The organism is Streptomyces sp. UF-297 (genome assembly GCF_058245575.1).
Genome location: NZ_JBSIBZ010000005.1, coordinates 90,386 through 106,189 on the forward strand (window position 1 = coordinate 90,386; position 15,804 = coordinate 106,189).

The 15,804-nt window shown below is 71.7% G+C and carries 15 protein-coding genes and 1 pseudogene; 11 read left to right on the forward strand and 5 right to left on the reverse strand.

What is annotated here, in order from left to right; genetic code table 11:
• Nucleotides 1–50: 50 nt before the first annotated feature.
• The 3 genes from AC4IJH_RS05120 to AC4IJH_RS05130 all read right to left on the reverse strand — a co-directional run bounded on the left by AC4IJH_RS05120 (nt 51) and on the right by AC4IJH_RS05130 (nt 3,077).
• On the reverse strand, nt 51–899 hold the full coding sequence (locus tag AC4IJH_RS05120) for an EamA family transporter (RefSeq protein ID WP_490850290.1): 849 nt from the start codon (nt 897–899) through the stop codon (nt 51–53).
• An 18-nt stretch (nt 900–917) separates the two neighbouring features.
• The gene (locus AC4IJH_RS05125) at nt 918–1,556 is read right to left on the reverse strand and encodes a MarR family winged helix-turn-helix transcriptional regulator (RefSeq protein ID WP_490850291.1); all 639 of its coding nucleotides are present in this window, start codon (nt 1,554–1,556) and stop codon (nt 918–920) included.
• A gap of 486 nt (nt 1,557–2,042) precedes the next feature.
• Nucleotides 2,043–3,077 carry a helix-turn-helix domain-containing protein gene (locus AC4IJH_RS05130; RefSeq protein ID WP_490850292.1) on the reverse strand — a complete coding sequence of 345 codons (1,035 nt, stop codon included), beginning with the start codon at nt 3,075–3,077 and terminating at the stop codon, nt 2,043–2,045.
• Nucleotides 3,078–3,173: 96 nt separating this feature from the next.
• Between AC4IJH_RS05130 and AC4IJH_RS05135 the strand changes: the two genes are divergently transcribed.
• The 7 genes and pseudogenes from AC4IJH_RS05135 (at nt 3,174) to AC4IJH_RS05165 (ending at nt 7,550) form a co-directional block, all read left to right on the forward strand.
• Nucleotides 3,174–4,070: an alpha/beta hydrolase gene (locus AC4IJH_RS05135; protein ID WP_490850293.1), complete on the forward strand. Its 897-nt coding sequence runs from the start codon at nt 3,174–3,176 to the stop codon at nt 4,068–4,070.
• Between the two features lie 72 nt (nt 4,071–4,142).
• A complete protein-coding gene (locus AC4IJH_RS05140; protein WP_490850294.1) occupies nt 4,143–4,532 on the forward strand; it encodes a cupin domain-containing protein in 390 nt (129 codons plus the stop codon).
• Between the two features lie 288 nt (nt 4,533–4,820).
• Nucleotides 4,821–5,404 (forward strand): annotated as a pseudogene (locus AC4IJH_RS05145) (DJ-1/PfpI family protein).
• Nucleotides 5,404–5,610 carry a DUF2180 family protein gene (locus AC4IJH_RS05150; RefSeq protein ID WP_490850295.1) on the forward strand — a complete coding sequence of 69 codons (207 nt, stop codon included), beginning with the start codon at nt 5,404–5,406 and terminating at the stop codon, nt 5,608–5,610. Before AC4IJH_RS05145 ends, AC4IJH_RS05150 begins: the two are co-directional and overlap by 1 nt.
• Before the next feature lie 103 nt (nt 5,611–5,713).
• Nucleotides 5,714–6,043, forward strand: coding sequence for a hypothetical protein (locus AC4IJH_RS05155; RefSeq protein ID WP_490850296.1), 330 nt, complete (start codon nt 5,714–5,716; stop codon nt 6,041–6,043).
• Between the two features lie 494 nt (nt 6,044–6,537).
• On the forward strand, nt 6,538–6,996 hold the full coding sequence (locus AC4IJH_RS05160; RefSeq protein ID WP_490850297.1) for a hypothetical protein: 459 nt from the start codon (nt 6,538–6,540) through the stop codon (nt 6,994–6,996).
• Complete coding sequence (locus AC4IJH_RS05165; protein WP_490850298.1) at nt 6,987–7,550, forward strand: hypothetical protein; 564 nt, start codon at nt 6,987–6,989, stop codon at nt 7,548–7,550. The genes AC4IJH_RS05160 and AC4IJH_RS05165 overlap by 10 nt, the downstream gene beginning before the upstream one ends.
• A 121-nt stretch (nt 7,551–7,671) precedes the next feature.
• Here AC4IJH_RS05165 and AC4IJH_RS05170 read toward each other — a convergent pair whose 3' ends face one another.
• Nucleotides 7,672–8,778 carry a hypothetical protein gene (locus AC4IJH_RS05170; protein WP_490850299.1) on the reverse strand — a complete coding sequence of 369 codons (1,107 nt, stop codon included), beginning with the start codon at nt 8,776–8,778 and terminating at the stop codon, nt 7,672–7,674.
• A gap of 62 nt (nt 8,779–8,840) precedes the next feature.
• Between AC4IJH_RS05170 and AC4IJH_RS05175 the strand changes: the two genes are divergently transcribed.
• From AC4IJH_RS05175 to AC4IJH_RS05190, 4 genes are all read left to right on the forward strand, one after another.
• A complete protein-coding gene (locus AC4IJH_RS05175; protein ID WP_490850300.1) occupies nt 8,841–8,966 on the forward strand; it encodes a hypothetical protein in 126 nt (41 codons plus the stop codon).
• Nucleotides 8,967–9,054: 88 nt separating this feature from the next.
• Nucleotides 9,055–9,243: a hypothetical protein gene (locus tag AC4IJH_RS05180; RefSeq protein WP_490850301.1), complete on the forward strand. Its 189-nt coding sequence runs from the start codon at nt 9,055–9,057 to the stop codon at nt 9,241–9,243.
• 89 nt (nt 9,244–9,332) lie between these two features.
• Complete coding sequence (locus tag AC4IJH_RS05185) at nt 9,333–11,066, forward strand: amidohydrolase (RefSeq protein ID WP_490850302.1); 1,734 nt, start codon at nt 9,333–9,335, stop codon at nt 11,064–11,066.
• Between the two features lie 352 nt (nt 11,067–11,418).
• Complete coding sequence (locus tag AC4IJH_RS05190) at nt 11,419–12,108, forward strand: SDR family NAD(P)-dependent oxidoreductase (protein WP_490850303.1); 690 nt, start codon at nt 11,419–11,421, stop codon at nt 12,106–12,108.
• A 38-nt stretch (nt 12,109–12,146) separates the two neighbouring features.
• Here the strand turns inward: AC4IJH_RS05190 and AC4IJH_RS05195 are convergent, their stop codons facing one another.
• Nucleotides 12,147–15,137, reverse strand: a complete 2,991-nt coding sequence (locus AC4IJH_RS05195) for an AfsR/SARP family transcriptional regulator (RefSeq protein ID WP_490850304.1) — start codon at nt 15,135–15,137, stop codon at nt 12,147–12,149.
• Nucleotides 15,138–15,804 lie beyond the last annotated feature (667 nt).

Below are 15,804 nucleotides of genomic sequence, written 5' to 3' on the forward strand. Positions count from 1 at the left end.
CGTGGCTACGGGTGCGTTCATCCGGAGCGACGTATCTGAGGCGTGCGCGGCTATTGCAGCGAGATGAGGGCGATGACGGCGGCTGCGCAGATCAGGCCCAACGCCTGCAATGCGGTGAGGCGTTCACGGAGGACGGTCAGGCCCAGGAGAACGGGGATGGCCGGGTAGAGGGCGGTGCGCACGACCGCCAGTGAGAGCAGTTGTTCACGTGTGGCGAGGGTGTAGAGGACGATGGCCAAGGTGCCCAGGGAGCCGGCGCCTGCTGTCATCCAGGCCAGCCGGGCGGGCATGCGCAGCCGGGAGGGACGGAAGCCGATCAGCGGCAGGACGGCGATGACCGAGGCGATACGGCTGGCCACCAGCGGCCACAGTCCCGCGCCGGGATCGGCCTGTGCCAGGGCGATGAACTGGAGCGCGAAGCCCAGGCCCGCGATGAGCCCGTCCCAGGCCCCGGAAGCTGTCGCCGCGCCGCTGCCGCTGCTCGCATCGGCACTGCGGGAGCGGGAGACGAGCCACAGCGCCGGCAACGATGCGGCGATGCCGCACCAGGCCAGTGCGCCGGGCCGGTCTCCCCGGAGCGCGACGCCGACGAGCACGGGCAGGGCCACCGCGGCAACGTCGCTGAGCGGTACGACGACGCTGAAGCGCCCGTGAGACATCCCGCGGTAGAGCGCGGCCACCCCGATGCCGGTGCCGAGCCCGGACAGCGCGCCCCACCCCAGGGCGGGCAGCGCAAGATCCGGAGCCTCGTACCAGGGCGCCAGGGCCAGGACGGTGCCGCCCACCTGCCCGATCAGCGCCACTGCCGTACTGGAGACGCGCCGCGAGAGCAGGCCGTTGAAGAAGTGCGCCATCCCGAAACACAGCGCCGAGATGAGCGCGAGCGCATTGGCCGACACTCTCAACTCCCTTTGCGTTTACCCCCTGCCGCTGCTCGCGGCGCCGTCTCGGTGCGGCTTCGCCGTACCGCCCTCGCACCGCCCGGCAACTTTGCGCTCCCATGGGCTTCCCGTGCCGCCGTCGGCCGCTTCGGCCGCGCGCAGGAGGCGGTCGGCTTGGCCCACTGGGCACACCGCCTCATCGGCCAGGCAGGCCATCCGGTCGCACAGTCGGCACAGCCGCTCCGCGTCGCCGGGTTCCTGGCACAGGCCGGTCAGCAACGTGCCCAGCAGCAGGGTAAGTTGCTCCTGTTCGGTGTGGCTCAGACCGTCCAGTGCCTTGGCCAGTACGTCTCCGCGCGAGAGGAGTAGGCCCCGCACGGCATGCTCGCCGCGCTCCGTGAGATGCAGGCCGACCCAGTTCGCCCACGACGACTCGCGGCGCATCAGCCCCTGCCGCTCCAGCCCTTCGGCCATCCGGGTTGCTGCGGACTGGCTCAGTCCCGTCCTGCGGCCCAGCTCCGTCACGCTCAAACCGGGAGAGTGGGCGAGGACGACCAGCGCCGCAGCTCCGCTGCGACTGGTACGCGCGGCTTCCGTGGCTCCGGAGACCAACAGGTCGCTCAGCGCCAGGGAGGCCGCGCCCAGCAGATTCCCTGTCCTTCGTGAGGTACCCATGCATCCTGCACACCTCTTGTGGGACCTATGGGGCAATGCGTGGAGACGGGGCAGTAGTCGGCAGCCGTTCCTCGCGAGTCTGCACCTGGTCGCCTCCAGCGTGGGCCGTGCGACGTCCGGCCCGCCGGCCTGAGCAGCCGCCACGGGCATGGGCTCCGGGAGTCGGCCTGTGCGGCTAGGTCTGCCAAAGACGGCCGGCCTTGTCCATGGCGGTGACCACGCCCGTGTGCCCGCGCCCTACGGAGAAGGCGCCCACTCCCTGGCAATCGTCGGGGAGTTCAACGACGCCGTGCCAAGCCCGGACGCAGATGAGAGAGCCCTTGCGCCATCGGGAGAAACACTCGGTTCGAGGCCTCCGTAGGCGAAGAGCCCCGGCCATGATCTGTTCCGGCTCATCGTTGCGCTGTCGTAGGGCTCGATGATGCTGCCGTTGAAGATGAGGCGGTCGACAAATGGCCGCTGGCCGTCGGTGCGCGGTTCGGCAGTTCAGCCGTTGAGGAGTCGCCATGTGGTGAGCGCGAGCCTGGCTCGTAGCAGCCCGGTGGGTGTGGTGAGGTCGATGTCCAGGGTTTTGCCGATCTGTTCGAGGCGGCGGGCGACGCTGCTGTGGTGCAGGTGGAGGAGGTCGGCGGCCCGGCGCAGCGAGCCGGTGGTGCAGTAGGCGTCGAGCGTTTCCAGGTCATCCGGGGTGCCGGCGAGTTGGGCGATCGCGGCCACGTCGGGGTTGTCGCGTACGGCGCCCTGGGGGATGTGGGCGAGCAGGGTCAGGGCTCCCAAGTCGGCGTGATGGACAACTGGTTGGCGTGGGGTAGTGAAGCGGAGCGCGGTGCGGGCCTGTTGCCAGGATCGGTCGGGGCTCTGGGCGGCGCCGATGCCTGCGCGTACGTCCGGCGGGATGCGGGACGGGTCGACGGTGGTGGCCAGGATGACGCCGACGTCGGCGAGCGGTGCCGCTTTGGCGGGGCGGTCCGGGCAGATGAGGGCGCTGATCCGGTCGAGCGGGAGCCGTGAGCGTACGGCGATGACGCGCAGTGGCAGGTCGGCGGCGAAACCCAGGAGCCGCAGGGCCCGGACCCGGGATGCCTCGTCGGTGTCGGAGCTGATGGCGAGCTCGACCAAGGCGGGGTCTGCCATCGTGGTGCGGGCCGGACCGTACCGCTCGAGGACTGCCGCGGCAGCGATGGCGAGCCGGTCGAGGAGCAGTTCGTCGAGCGGACCGGGGGCGTCCTGGCGTTCCAGCCACACGGTGCCGATTTCCTCTTCGTCGAGTGTGATCGGCGTTGTGGTGGAGGCGGGTGGCGGCGGGGCGGATGTCTCCCTGCCGTCGGGTGAGACGCGGATCGCGCGTCCCGTGCCGTGCAGCCGGATCCCGGTCACGCACTCGGCCAGGCCCGCCGAGGCCCGGGCGAGCGCGGGGAGATCCACCCGCCGGCGCATCAGTGTGTCGTAGAACATGACGACGCGTATCGCGCCTTCGACCTGCGCATCCAGTTGTGACAGCCGTGCGGCCAGTGCCTCCATGGCAGGAGGATAAGCGCCAAGTGGTGTGCGGTCGGGGCGAGATGCGCGACGGATGGCGGATGAACCCGGCGGCCGACGGCGGCAAGGATGGTCGGCATGGACCCTGAACTGGAAGCATTCATCCCCTTGTTCCCCCGGGCCGATCTGACGGACCCGGTCGTCGAGCGCAAGAACTTCGCCGCTCTGGCCGCCTCCGTGCCGGCACCGGACATCGAAGGAATGGAGGTCGAGGACCGGACGGTGCCCGGCGATCCGGACGTGGCGGTACGGATCTACCGCCCGCACCGAGCAGAGGGCGCCATCGTCTGGCTGCACGGCGGCGGTTGGGTCATGGGCGACCTGGACACCGAGCACCCGTGGGCCGCCCGGGTCGCGGACGCCTCCGGCGCGGTGGTGATCTCCGTGGGCTACCGCCTGGCCCCTGAGAACCGCTTCCCGGCCGCCATGGACGATGCCTACACCGTGCTGGCCTGGACGGCCGAGCACGCGGCTGAACTCGGCATCGACCCGGAGCGCATCGCGGTGGGCGGTCACAGCGCCGGCGGAGGGATCGCGGCCGGGGTGGCGCTGCGGGCACGTGACCAGCAGGGGCCGCCCATCCGCTTCCAGCTGCTCAATCAGCCCGGGCTCGACGACCGGCAACAGACGTGGTCGCAACGGAACTTCACCGATACGCCCTGGATGAATCGCGACAAGGTCACCGCGGCGTGGCGCCACTACCTGGGCTCCACGGCCGCCACACCGTACGCCGCACCGGCGCGGGCCACCGACCTGTCCGGTCTTCCGCCCGCCTACATCGCCACCGCGGAGCTGTGCCCGAACCGCGACGAGGACATCGACTACGCGGTGCGCCTGATGCAGGCGGGTGTGTCGGTCGAACTGCACCAGTGGCCCGGCACGTTCCACGGGTCGCAGGCGATCCTGTCGGCCGAGGTGTCGCAGCGGCAGATCGCCGAACTCGCGGCCGTACTGCGCCGAGCCCTGGCTCAGTGAGCTGACTTCTGGCGGTCAACTGCACACCCCCTCGCACCAGTTGAAGCGACACCCTAAGAAGGAAGACCCGGCATGACGGTGACCCCGATCGACCTCTTCGCGTCCTTCGTTCACCTCGACCCGAGTGGCCAGGTACGCGCCGAACAGCCACGGTTCGATACCGAGCGGGACGGCTGGCAGCTGATGACCTTCCACGTGGAGACGGGCGCCGACGTCCATGCCGACCACTGGGAAGTCCACCCAGGCGCGGACGAACTCGTCTCGTGCCTCACCGGCGGAATGCGCCTCATCTTCCGTCCGGAACAGCCGGGAGGCGGGGGAGAGGAGGTCGAACTGGCCCCCGGAACCGCCACTGTCGTGCCGCGCGGGCGATGGCACCGCATCGAACTCGACGCTCCCAGCGACATCATGTCCGTCACCCTGCCCCGCGGCAGCCGCCTGGAGAAGCGGACCGAAGCCTAGGGAATTCGTGACGATATTTGGAAGCGCCAAGGGGAGCATGGGGGCCTTGGCTGCCTGAGCGCCTTGAGGTCGAGTACGGGGAAGGTCCGTGCGGGGATGCCTGCCGCAGCGGCAGACTCCTCGGTCTCCTGCGGTGTCCCGGGCGTCTGACCCGGCCCTGGATGCGTACCCGGCTCAGACGCGTGCGCATCCCCGGCACCGTCGCACCCCCACCCTTCCCCCCCCACCCTCCCCGCCGAACTCCCGATCCCACCGCCCGGCACTCCCAGCCAGCGAAGGAAGGCACCCATGTCCGCCCCGAAGATCCTCATCGTCGCCGGTGACGCCACCGAGGACCTGGAGCTGTTCTAGGGACTCCAGCGTCTGACCGAAGAGGGCTACCAGGTCACCATCGCCGCCCCGAAGGTGAAGAAGCTCAAGCTCGTCTCGCACGACTTCGACGGCACCTACGAGGGCACGTACACCGAGTTCCCCGGCAAGTCCTGGCCCGCCGACCTCGCCTTCGCCGACGTCGACCCCGACGACTACGCGGGGCTGTTCGTGCCCGGCGGCCGTGCGCCCGAATACCTGCGCCACGACCCCGACTTCCAGCGCATCGTCAAGCACTCTTCGCCCACGGCAAGCCCGTGGCCCACACCTGCCACGCCGCGATCGCCCTGGCCCCGCTCGGCGTCCTCAAGGGGCGTACGACGACCACCTTCCCCGGTGTCGCCACAGAGGTCGAACTGGGCGGCGGCACCTTCGTCGACGACGCGCCCGTCGTCGACGGCGCCCTCGTGGGTGTACGCGACTGGTCGGAGAACCCCCAGCTGTTCCGCGAGTTCCCCAAGCTCCTGCGACAGAGCGCGCCGCTGCCCTCGGCCGGTGCCTGATGCGCTGCTTCGACTGCGCCGCACTCGGCCATGACACGGCCGCGACGGCGATCTGCCAGGAGTGCGGCGCGGTGCTGTGCCACCAGCACACCATCACCCTCCAGCGCGAGGTGCGCCGCGCGGCGGGCCTGGGACGTACCACGTCACCGGCCCCGGCCCGCCACATGACCTGCACTATCTGCCACCGCGCCCACCGAGCCGCATAAGCCGACACCTCTCAGCGGAGGACAGCGTGAGCCGGTCGGCTGCGGATCGTGACTTCAATGCCCGAACCCGGCCGTGTACGGGTGGTGAGTCATGCTGATGGACATGGAATCCAGCTATGACTTCCTTTTCAACGACGAGACGCAGACCTTGCCGGAGCCCTGGACTTCGATCTCCGCTGCGAAGAACAGGGCGGCGCTGGAAGCGCAGTTGCATGTCGAGGTGGGGGAGGGGCATCCGCTGTTCGGAACGCGCGTCACTGCTCTGGCTCGCTGTGAAGGATGCGACGAAGTGCTGTTCGGCGTGGAAGGAGATACGGCTCGTTTCGCCCAGGTCCATCTGACCTGGAGACAGGAGCCGGACACGCCTCCGTGGCCGAGGACGAAGTTCCTGCCGCTGCCGATATCCGAAAGCCTCGCCGACCACGATCACTGATCTGTTGCGCTCGGTGAACGTCGGGGCGAGGTGGGGGTGGCCGCATTGGGGATGGCGTCGGGTGCAACGTCGCCTGCAGGCAAGGAAGTTGGGTGACATTTCCCGGACCGTAGGCGCGGGGTTTCCCTGCGCTGCGGTGATGGGCTCGGGCACCATGACGTTGTGAGGCCGGGGGACGGGGTGAGGTCATGGTGGAAGCGACACGATCGGGCAATGGGGACCCCGAACCTGGGCCACCGGGTCGTCGTACTTCCGAGCCGGGCGCGAGCGGCCGAAGGCGCTGGGCTGCGTATCGCTGGCAGACGGTTATCGCGGCAGGGGTCGCAGCCGTGGCGACCGTCGTGGCGACCGTCGTGGCCGCCTGGATCAGGTACGCCGGAACCGTCGGAGGCACTGAACAAGCCAAGACTGGGACTGGGCAAGGGGCGGCCACGCTCGAGCCGGAGCCGAGTCCGGCGAAGGTTGCCGCTTCGGCGTCCGTGAGCATGTCCTCATTGACCGAAGCGCCTGCCACGCCGCCGGCGAAGACCTACGTGTTCATCGGCACCGCGAGCAACCTGGCCGAGGACGCCCGTATCCACGTCATCATCGAAGCCCCGGGCCAGGCGTCGGCCGGACGCTCGGACGCGACACCGTCCGGGCGGACCTGGCGGGTCTCCCCGGAGGCGGAACTGCTCGCCGACGGCCATTGGAAGATCACATGGGTGCTGCCGCGCCCGGCGTCGCACAGGGAGTTCGTCGCCGTGGTCATCCGTGGCTGGAGCGGCACCCCCACCAGTGCCTGCGAACAGCTGCCCATCGGCCGCCGTTACTGCCCTCCCGGATTCCATGTGAGCGTGGCGCAAGTGCGTGAGGCGCTGCGCCGAGGCGGCATTCACACGATGGGAGTGGAAGCGTGGGCGACGGCACCGGGGGTTCCTGCCCCGACGCCTACGTCCCTGCCTTGGCCGTGAGCAGGCCCGTCGGCTCGAGTCGTGGACTCCTCATCCAGCCCGCCGACGCGGGCGACACCCGTATCCACCACTTTCGCCCGTACACCCTGATCTCGATGGCGACCCCGACCACGGCGGTCGCGACTCCACAGCCGGGCCCGCAACCGTCCGGCACACCGCCTCGGACGGCCTTCATCGCCGCCGTGAGCCCCGTACGGCCCGGCGTCACCATCGCGACATGGGGCCTGGTCGTCCGCAAGTTCCGCCCCGACTGGCTTCTCTGGCCGGTCAACCGCTTGCGGGCGGCCTTCCTGTGGCGCCTGGTCAGGCGCAATCAGCACGCCGATTTCGACATCCTGCGCTGGATGCGCCCGGTGACCAAGGGCCTCTGGTCAGCCACGGACGGCCCTACCGTACGGGCCTACCGGCGCTTCTACCGGCGCAACCTTCCGCTCGTCGACGTCGGAGTGGCGCACGAAGTCCCCGTCACCGTGTCCGCGGCTGCGCACAGTGAGTCTCTTCTTCGCGTCGACCGTCGACCGTCGCCTGGACGGCGGACACCACCCGTGCCGTAGAGGTCGGGTAGCGCACCTGCTCCGGTGGGGCCTGCGCGGCGGACATCGCAGCCGGGTCCGCGTCGTGGAGAAATCGGGAGACGGTTCGTCGAACCGGAATGGTCGTCCCGGGCGGCGCGGCTCAGGCGCCGTCGGTCACGGACGGGTCCTCCAGGAGGGCGTTCACGCTCAGCGCTGCGCCCCGCTCGTACGCGGCGTCGAACCGGGCGTCGTCCAGGACGCTTCGGGCCCGCGCCTCGATCCGGGCGACGTCGTCCCGCTCGCCCGGTGGCAGCGGTGCACCGACCGAGCGCCGGGCCGCCGCCGCGGCGCCCAGCAGCCGCGCGGCGTGCTCGGCCTGGCCGGCCAGCGCCCGCGCGCCCGCCAGTCCTTCCAGCCCCAGCGCCAGCGGCAGCGCCCCGGTGCCACGCGCCGCGGACAGGCCCTCCAGCTGCAGCTTCAGGGCCGTCGCCGTCTCGCCCCGCAGCTCGGCGATGAAGCCGAGTTCCGCCAGGATCAGCGAGGGCACCTTCGGCTCGTACCCCATCTGCCGGTGCACTTCCAGCACGTTGTGCAGGTGGGCCTCGGCGGTGGTCAGGTCGCCCTCCCGACGGGCGCCCATGCCGAGCCCGGTCTCGGCGTACTGCTCCCCGAACCGGTCCGACTGCGCGGCCGCCAGCCGCCTGGCCCGCTCGTGGAACTCCCGGGCCCGCGGATAGTCCCGGCGGAGCAGGGCGACCCGGCCCAGGCCCGAGAGCTGGAAGGACACCTCCGGCCACAGCTCCAGGTCCTCGGCCATGCGCAGCCCCTCGCGGCGCAGCCGCCCGGCCTGTTCGTAGTCGCCCGTCACCTCGGCCAGCACCTGCAGCGGCACCATCGCCCGCAGCTGCCCCCACTGGTCGCCCAGCTCCCGGAACAGCTCCAGGCTGCGCTCGCCGTGGCGCCGCAGCGCAGCGAAGTCCCCGCGCAGCTGCGCGTGGAACGACTGGCCGGCGAGTGCCGCGGCCGTGCCCCACCGGTCGCCGAGCGACCGGAACGTGGTGAGCGCGGACTCGATCAGCCGTCGGCTCGGCGCCGGGTCACCGATGCCGTACAGGTTGGATGCCACGAACCACTGTGCCCGGGCCCTGCCCAGCGGGTCGTCGATCTCCTCGTAGGGCCGCAGTACGCCGCGGTATTCGCTGACGGGGTCGGCGCTGCCGCCGAGCAGCAGCCGGAAGCCGCCGAGCCAGCCCGACGCCTTCGCCACCTGGGCGGTGCGCCTATGCCGGCGGGCTCAACACGATCGGCATCGCCTGCGCCGCCATCACCGTGATCAGCGCGACCCTCGCACTCACCATGCTGCGCAACCGCCGCCGGGCCGCCCCGTCCGGCGACATCCCGCCGCAGCGGGAAGGAAAGACCGAGACGGCCGGGGACTCCGTCCCGACCTCCTGACGGCCGCCCGCGACAGCGCTCACCTTCTCGCCCGACAGCCAGACTCTGGCCGTAGCCAGGCGAGCAGGGCACGTTCCAACTGTGGGACGTGCCCTCCAACCGCCTCCTGGGCGCGCCACTGCCCACCCCAGGCGGCAAGACGCTCGCGCTGGCCTTCGCTCAGGACGGCCGCACGCTCTGCGCCGCGGGCGCGCACTTCCCGGTCCGCGCGGCCGACGGCCTCGTCCGCGCCGCCGTGGCCGCCACACCCGACTCGGCCGCCCGCCACGGCACTTGACGTAACTGCCGTTGTCAGCGGATCCTCCGTTCATTTGGCAGCCATTTTTTGATCACTCGGCGATACATCGTGAACGGGAGACTTTCCATATGTCTGCATCTGACAAGCGCCCTGCGTCGGCGATCTCCCGGCGGGATGCCGGACGGCTGTTAGGAGCCGCTGCGGCCGCTTCGCTGTTCGCCGGTGCGCGGCCGGCTGTCGCCGCCGAATCGGGCAAGGCCGACCTGGTGTTCCGCAACGGCGATGTGATCACGATGGATCCGAAGCGGCCGAGAGCGTCGGCCGTGGCGGTCCGGGCGGGCAGGATCGTGTACGTGGGTGAGGACGCCGGCGCCCGGGCGTTCACCGGATCCGGCACCGAGGTGGTGGACCTGCGTGGCCGGAGCCTGATCCCCGGCATCAACGACACGCACCTCCACGCCGCGGTGTACCGGCTGAACCTCCCGCCGTACGCGCTGGATCTCGGTCCGGCCGCGGTGAAGTCCATCGCCGACATCGCAGCCGCGGTGGCCGCCGAGGCCGGACGCACCCCGGCGGGGGAGTGGATCCGGGGCGCCGGGTGGAACCCGAGCCGGCTGGCCGAGCAACGGGGGCCCACCCGGGACGACCTGGACCGGGTGTCGCCGGACCACCCGGTGTTCCTCCAGGACAGCGGCTACCACGTCAGCGCGGTCAACTCCCGCGCCCTCCAGCTCGCCAAAATCACCGACGTCGGGCCGAACGACCCCAAGCAGCCCGGGGTCGAGTACGACCAGAACGGGCGCCCCACCGGCGTGCTGCGGTACGGAGCGCAGGCGCTCGTTCAGCTGCTGCTCCCGTCCTGGCCCCGGAAGCAGCGCGAGGAGGCGATCCAGGACGCGGTCTCCCGTCTGCACGCACAGGGCATCACCAGCTTCACCGACCCGGGCCTGGGCCCCGGCGGCGAGGGACTCGGCGGTGGAACGCAAGGGACACAGACCCTTGAGGCCTATGCGGAGCTGGCGCGGACCGGAGCCCTGCACGCGCGGGTGAGCACGCTGTTCCTGCCCTGCTCCCAGTCCGGCGGATCCGCCGCCGCGGTCGATGCGGCGTTGCGCGCATTCACGCCGCCGGCCGGAGTCGACCCCCGGCGCTTCGCGGTGCGCGGGGTCAAGCTGTTCTCCGACAGCGGCGGTGATCTGCTGGTCGCCGGCAACACGAACGAGGAGCGGGCCGCCGAACTCGCCGAGATGATCCGCATCGCACACGCCGCCGGCTACCAGGTGGGAGTGCACTGCTACCGGTGGGTGTCCACCGTCGTGGACGCGTTCGTCGCCGCGTCGCGCCGCCACCCGCGGGCAGATGCCCGGCACATCGCGATGCACGCCCCGTTCGTCCCCACGAACTACCTGCCCACGATGGCCCAGCACCGGATCGGCTTCGCGCCCCAGGCGCAGAGCTGGGCGAACGCGGTCCACCGTGCGGCACAGGGACCGGAGGGCGACGCGTTCGTGCCCTGGCGCACGGCGCTGGACGCCGGCGTGCCCTTCCTCGGCAGCTCGGACGCCCCGGTCAACGAGCCGAACTGGCGCGCGGGCGTACAGGCCCTGATGACCCGGCGCGGCGCCTGCGGCGAGGTGCACGGCACGGACCAGCGCCTGACCCTGGAGCAGGCACTGGCCGCCTACACCACCGCCGGCGCCTGGCAGGACTTCGCCGAGACCTGGAAGGGCTCGGTGAACGTCGGAAAAGCGGCCGACCTGTGCGTACTCGGCGGCAACCTGCGCACCACGCCCGCGGACGAGATCACCGCACTGCCGGTGGCGATGACCGTTTTCGACGGCCGGGTGGTCCACGGGGCCTGACCGCGCGACGCGGGCCTGCCGCCGGTGCCGCCACGGCAACGGCGGTGGGCCCGCTGGTCACGGTGCTGCGGCCAGATGCGCTCGCCGGGCTCGCGCGGCACCCACCCGCGGGCGCCGGCGACGTGCCGACGGGCGCGGCACACGACAGAGCCCACGCTCACCCGGAATTCCGCGCCCTGGTGATCGCGCGAGGCGCCGCGGTCCAGGACGCTATCTGTCCGCAATCGTGGCTAACGTGGCCGGTGAGCACGCCCCTTCCGTTCGCGGATGGTCATTCCCGTTCGCGGGCGGCGGGGCCGCGCTGGTCGGGGCCGCCGCTGGGGTGGCCCACGGTTCGAGGACGGATACGCGCATGAGCACGACGACGTTGGTCACGGGGGCGAACAAGGGGCTCGGGTACGAGACGGCCCGGCAACTGGTGGCCGCCGGACATACGGTGTGGGTGGGGGCCCGGAGCCGGGAGAAGGCCGAGCGGGCCGCCGCGGAACTGGGGGCGAGGCCGCTGGTCATCGACATCACCGACGACGCCTCCGTGGCCGCTGCCGCGAAGGAGGTGGAGGCGGTGAGCGGCCGGCTGGACGTGCTGGTGAACAACGCCGGGATCGCCGGCCCCTCGGACGACGAGCTGACCGGCCCGGACATGGCGCAGGTACTGGACACGAACGTGACCGGCATCGTGCGGACGATGCACGCCTTCGTGCCGCTGCTCAAGCGCGGGCGGGGTGTTGTGGTGAACGTGGGCAGCGGCCTGGGGTCCTTCGCCCGGGTCACCGATCCGGAGCGGATGGAGTTTCACGTGCCGTCCCCGGCCTACACCGCGGCCAAGGCAGCGGTGTCGATGCTGACGGTGCAGTACGCCAAGGTCTACCCCGACCTGCGGATCAACGTGGTCGAACCGGGCTTCACCGCCACCGACCTGAACGGGTTCGCCGGCACCCAGACCGTCGCCGAAGGCGCCGAGCCGATCGTCCGCGCCGCCCTCATCGAGCCCGACGGTCCGACCGGCACCTTCTTCGACCGCGACGGCACCGTGCCCTGGTAGACCTCACACGGCCTGCGCCCGCGCCCCCGGATGCGCTCTCACGTTTCGTCCGGCCGGATCGCCACGTCATCCAGCAGCCGCCGTACGTCACCGGTTTCGGGCGAGTCCAACCGCTCGAAGATCGTGAGCGCGTCCTGAAGGCAGGCGCGGGCGCGGCCCGAGTGCCCCATGTGATGGAGCGCGTGGCCGAGTACGGTGAGCGCGTTGCCGCGGCGCCACTCGCCGCCGGTGGTCCCGCGCAGCGCGGCGAGGGCCTGTTCGCCGAGTGTCGCGGCCCGGTCCGGCCGGCGTTCGGCGAGGTGGATGTCCGCCATCCGGCAGTACGCCCCTGCCTCCCACAGGCGTTGCCGGCGCTCGTGGAAGATGCCTGCCGCCCGGCCCAGCTGCGTCAGCGCGTCGTAGGGGCGGCCGGAGCGGGCGAGGGCCAGGCCGAGTTGGTACATCCCGTTGGCCGTCCGCAGCCCTCCGCCGGCTTCCTGGTAGATGGCCAGCGCGCGCTCGGCCATGTCCCTGGCCTCCGCGACGCGTCCGGTCTCCATGAAGGCGCGCGACAGGCTGCCCATGGCATCGGCTTCCCCGCTGCGGTTGCCGTAGTGCCGGTAGGCCTCCCGCGCCTGGTGCATGTACGTCTCGGCCTCCTCGTACCGGCGTTGCATACCGGCGAGCAGGCCGCTGGCGTCGAGCGCCTGGGCGTACAGGACCGGGTCCGCGTGGCGCAGTCGCCGGGCCAGAGTGAGGGCGGCCCGGATGAGCGGGGCCGCTTCGGCGAACCGTCCCGCCATGAGGTGAGCACGGGCCACGATCAGGCGCAGTCGCCCCTCGGCACGGGTCTCTCCCGACTCCTGGGAGGCGGCCGGCAGATGGGCGGTGACCTGCTCGAACTGCCGCGCGTCCGCGCCCGATTCGGCCAGTTCCCTGGAGACCAGCAGCAGGTCGGCCGCGCGGCGCAGGGCGGTGCCGTCCGCCGGTGCGTCGGCCGCCGCGCGGGCGCAGGCCAGCAGGTTGGCGGCCTCGGTGAACAGCCAGTCCAGCGCGGCACTCTGGTCGGTGAAGGCCAGTCCGGGTTCCCGGGTGGCGGCGAGGTGCTCGGTCACGGTGTCGCCGGGCTGCTCGCTCGCGTACGCCCGGGCCGCCGTCGCCAGATAGAAGTCCAGCAGGCGCGACATCGCCGCGTCCCGCTCGGCCGGTTCCTCGTCGCGTTCGGCGCGGGCGCGCGCGTAGAGGTGCAGCAGGTCGTGGTAGCGGTAGCGGCCCGGTACGGGTGACTCCAGCAGCGAGGTGTCCACCACGGTCCCCAGGAGCTTCCCGGCCGTCGCGCGGTCCAGGCCGAGTACGGCCGCGGCGGCCGGCAGCGAGATGTCCGGTCCGTCGGCCAGGCCCAACAGACGGAATGCGCGGGCCTGTTGGGCGTCGAGCTGACCGTAGCCCAGCTCGAACGTGGCCGAGACCGCCAGGTCGCCCACCGTCAGCTCGTCCAGCCTGCGCCGTTCGTCAGCGAGCCTGCGGGCCAGATCGATGACGCTCCAGGCGCGGCGGGCGGCCAGCCGGGAGGCGGCGATACGCAGCGCCAGCGGCAGAAAACCGCATGCCGTCACCACCTCCAGCGCGGCATCGCGTGCGGCATCGACCCGCTCCTCGCCCACGACGCGGGTGAAGAAGTCCAGCGCCTCCTGAGGGCTGAGCGCGTCCAGATTCACCACCTGGGCGCCCGCCAGATCGCTCAGGCGGGCGCGGCTGGTGATCACGGCCGTAGAGCCGTCCGACGCCGGTATCAGGGGACCGACCTGTGCGGTGTCACGGGCGTTGTCCAACAGGACGAGCACCCGGCGGCCGCCGAGAGTGGAACGGTAGAGCGCACTCCGCTCCGCCATCCCCTCCGGAACGTCTGGATCCGGTATGCCCAGCGCACGCAGAAAAGTGCCGAGGACGGCCTCGGGGTCGGCGGGGGAGGGCCCGGCGCCCTGCAGGTCCACGAACAGCTGCCCGTCGGGGAAGTGCTGCCGTACGGCATGCGCGACATGCACGGCCAGGGTGGTCTTGCCCACCCCGCCGACTCCCACGACCGCCGCGACCGTGGCGGCTCGCCCCGGCGCCGGCGCGAGCCCCTCGCCCAGCTGCTCGGCCAGCGCTGCACGGCCGGTGAAGTCGGCTACCGAGGCAGGCAGTTGGGCCGGTTTGATGAACGCCGGATCGCTGTCCGGGTGTCCGGTCCACCCGTCGTCGGGCACGGCCGGCGCGGTATCGGCGCGCAGGATGCGCCGGTGCAGCTCGCAGAGTTCGGGGCGGGGGGTGAGGCCCAGCTCGTCGGCCAGCAGCCGGCGCGCATCGGCGTAGACGGCCAGCGCCTCGGTCCGCCGCCCGCACCGGAACAGCGCCAGCATCAGCAGTTCCCGCAGCCGTTCCAGCAAGGGGTGCGCCGCGGTCAGCGCGGTCAGCTCCGTGACCACCTCAGGGGCACGGCCGAGTTCGAGATCGAGCTGGATACGGGCCTCCAGCAGGGCCAGGCGCCGCTCCTCCAGCCGTACGCGCTGGGCCTGGCAGTACGGCCCCGGCGCCGAGTGCAATGGCTCGCCGCGCCACAGCCGTACCGCCCGGCACAGCAGTGCGCGGGAGCGGGCCAGATCTCCGCTCTCGCGGGCCCGCTCGGCCTCGGCGGCCAGCCACTCGGCACGGTCGAGGTCGAGCTCGTCCGCGCCGAGGCGCAGCGCATAGCCGCCGGACTCGCTCACCAGCAGGTCCGCGTCCGGCCCGAAGGCCTTGCGCAGCCGGGAGGCGTACGTCCGCAGGGTGGCCAGCGCGCTCCTCGGCGGGCTCTCGCCCCACAGGGCGTCGACCAGCTCCGGCGCGGTCGTGGTCCGGCCGCCGCGCAGCAGCAGGACGGCCAGCAGGGCGCGCTGCTGCGGCTGACCGATGTCCACGGGTTCCACGCCCCGCCAGGCCCGCACCGACCCCAGAACCGAGAACCACAGCCGTGCCCCACGCCCCGCAACGCCATCGATACCGAAATCGCCACCGTCACCTTCGGCCATGGCGCTCCCTCCTGCTCGTGCACGGCGGTGGCCGCACCGCACCACCGGTCTGCCGCCCCAGGTCTACCTCGTTCACACAGCGGTTGAGGGACGTGAGGTGCAGGATGGGCGGGGTCACGCGCGGCAGGGTAGGTATCCGGCCAGTGCGACGGGCTCCGGCGCACCATGTGTTGACGTAGTCGGCCGGAGGGGCGTGGCGGGGCTGGGCGGTGCCCGCGCGGGCCGGGATTCTTCACGCGGTCCGGGAGTCGTGCGGCGTCGGTGACGATACGGGCGGCACGGCGGCCGTTTGCCGGTACGGATGAGGAATTCCATGGGGTCTGACCGCCGCGAGATGCCGCCTCAGTCGGCGGGGGCGTTACGCGGCGCGGAGCTCGTGTGGCCGGAGCTCCCTCTGCCTCCACCGCGCATCGCTCGACCTCGCCGACGCCGCCTGCCCGCGAGGCGGGAGAACGGCGCCTGCTCCTCGCGTCGGCGGAGGGGCGGCAGCGCTCGGGCAGGAATGGCGGCGAAAGGGCCCGAGCAGGCCGCGGATTCGCCCCCGCGATCGCGTTGCGGATCGGACGGATGGCACAGATCCCCTGCCCGACGGGATCCTCCGCCGCCCGCGTCACCCTCGTACCCGGCGCATGGGCGGGCATTGTGCTGCTGATGCCCGGCGTCCCCC

Bases quoted from the DNA above. Each gene is read 5' to 3' on its own strand.
- AC4IJH_RS05125 (WP_490850291.1), bottom strand. From the start codon at position 1,556: ATGGGTACCTCACGAAGGACAGGGAATCTGCTGGGCGCGGCCTCCCTG.
- AC4IJH_RS05130 (WP_490850292.1), bottom strand. From the start codon at position 3,077: ATGGAGGCACTGGCCGCACGGCTGTCACAACTGGATGCGCAGGTCGAA.
- AC4IJH_RS05135 (WP_490850293.1), top strand. From the start codon at position 3,174: ATGGACCCTGAACTGGAAGCATTCATCCCCTTGTTCCCCCGGGCCGAT.
- AC4IJH_RS05140 (WP_490850294.1), top strand. From the start codon at position 4,143: ATGACGGTGACCCCGATCGACCTCTTCGCGTCCTTCGTTCACCTCGAC.
- AC4IJH_RS05150 (WP_490850295.1), top strand. From the start codon at position 5,404: ATGCGCTGCTTCGACTGCGCCGCACTCGGCCATGACACGGCCGCGACG.
- AC4IJH_RS05155 (WP_490850296.1), top strand. From the start codon at position 5,714: ATGGAATCCAGCTATGACTTCCTTTTCAACGACGAGACGCAGACCTTG.
- AC4IJH_RS05185 (WP_490850302.1), top strand. From the start codon at position 9,333: ATGTCTGCATCTGACAAGCGCCCTGCGTCGGCGATCTCCCGGCGGGAT.
- AC4IJH_RS05190 (WP_490850303.1), top strand. From the start codon at position 11,419: ATGAGCACGACGACGTTGGTCACGGGGGCGAACAAGGGGCTCGGGTAC.
- AC4IJH_RS05195 (WP_490850304.1), bottom strand. From the start codon at position 15,137: ATGGCCGAAGGTGACGGTGGCGATTTCGGTATCGATGGCGTTGCGGGG.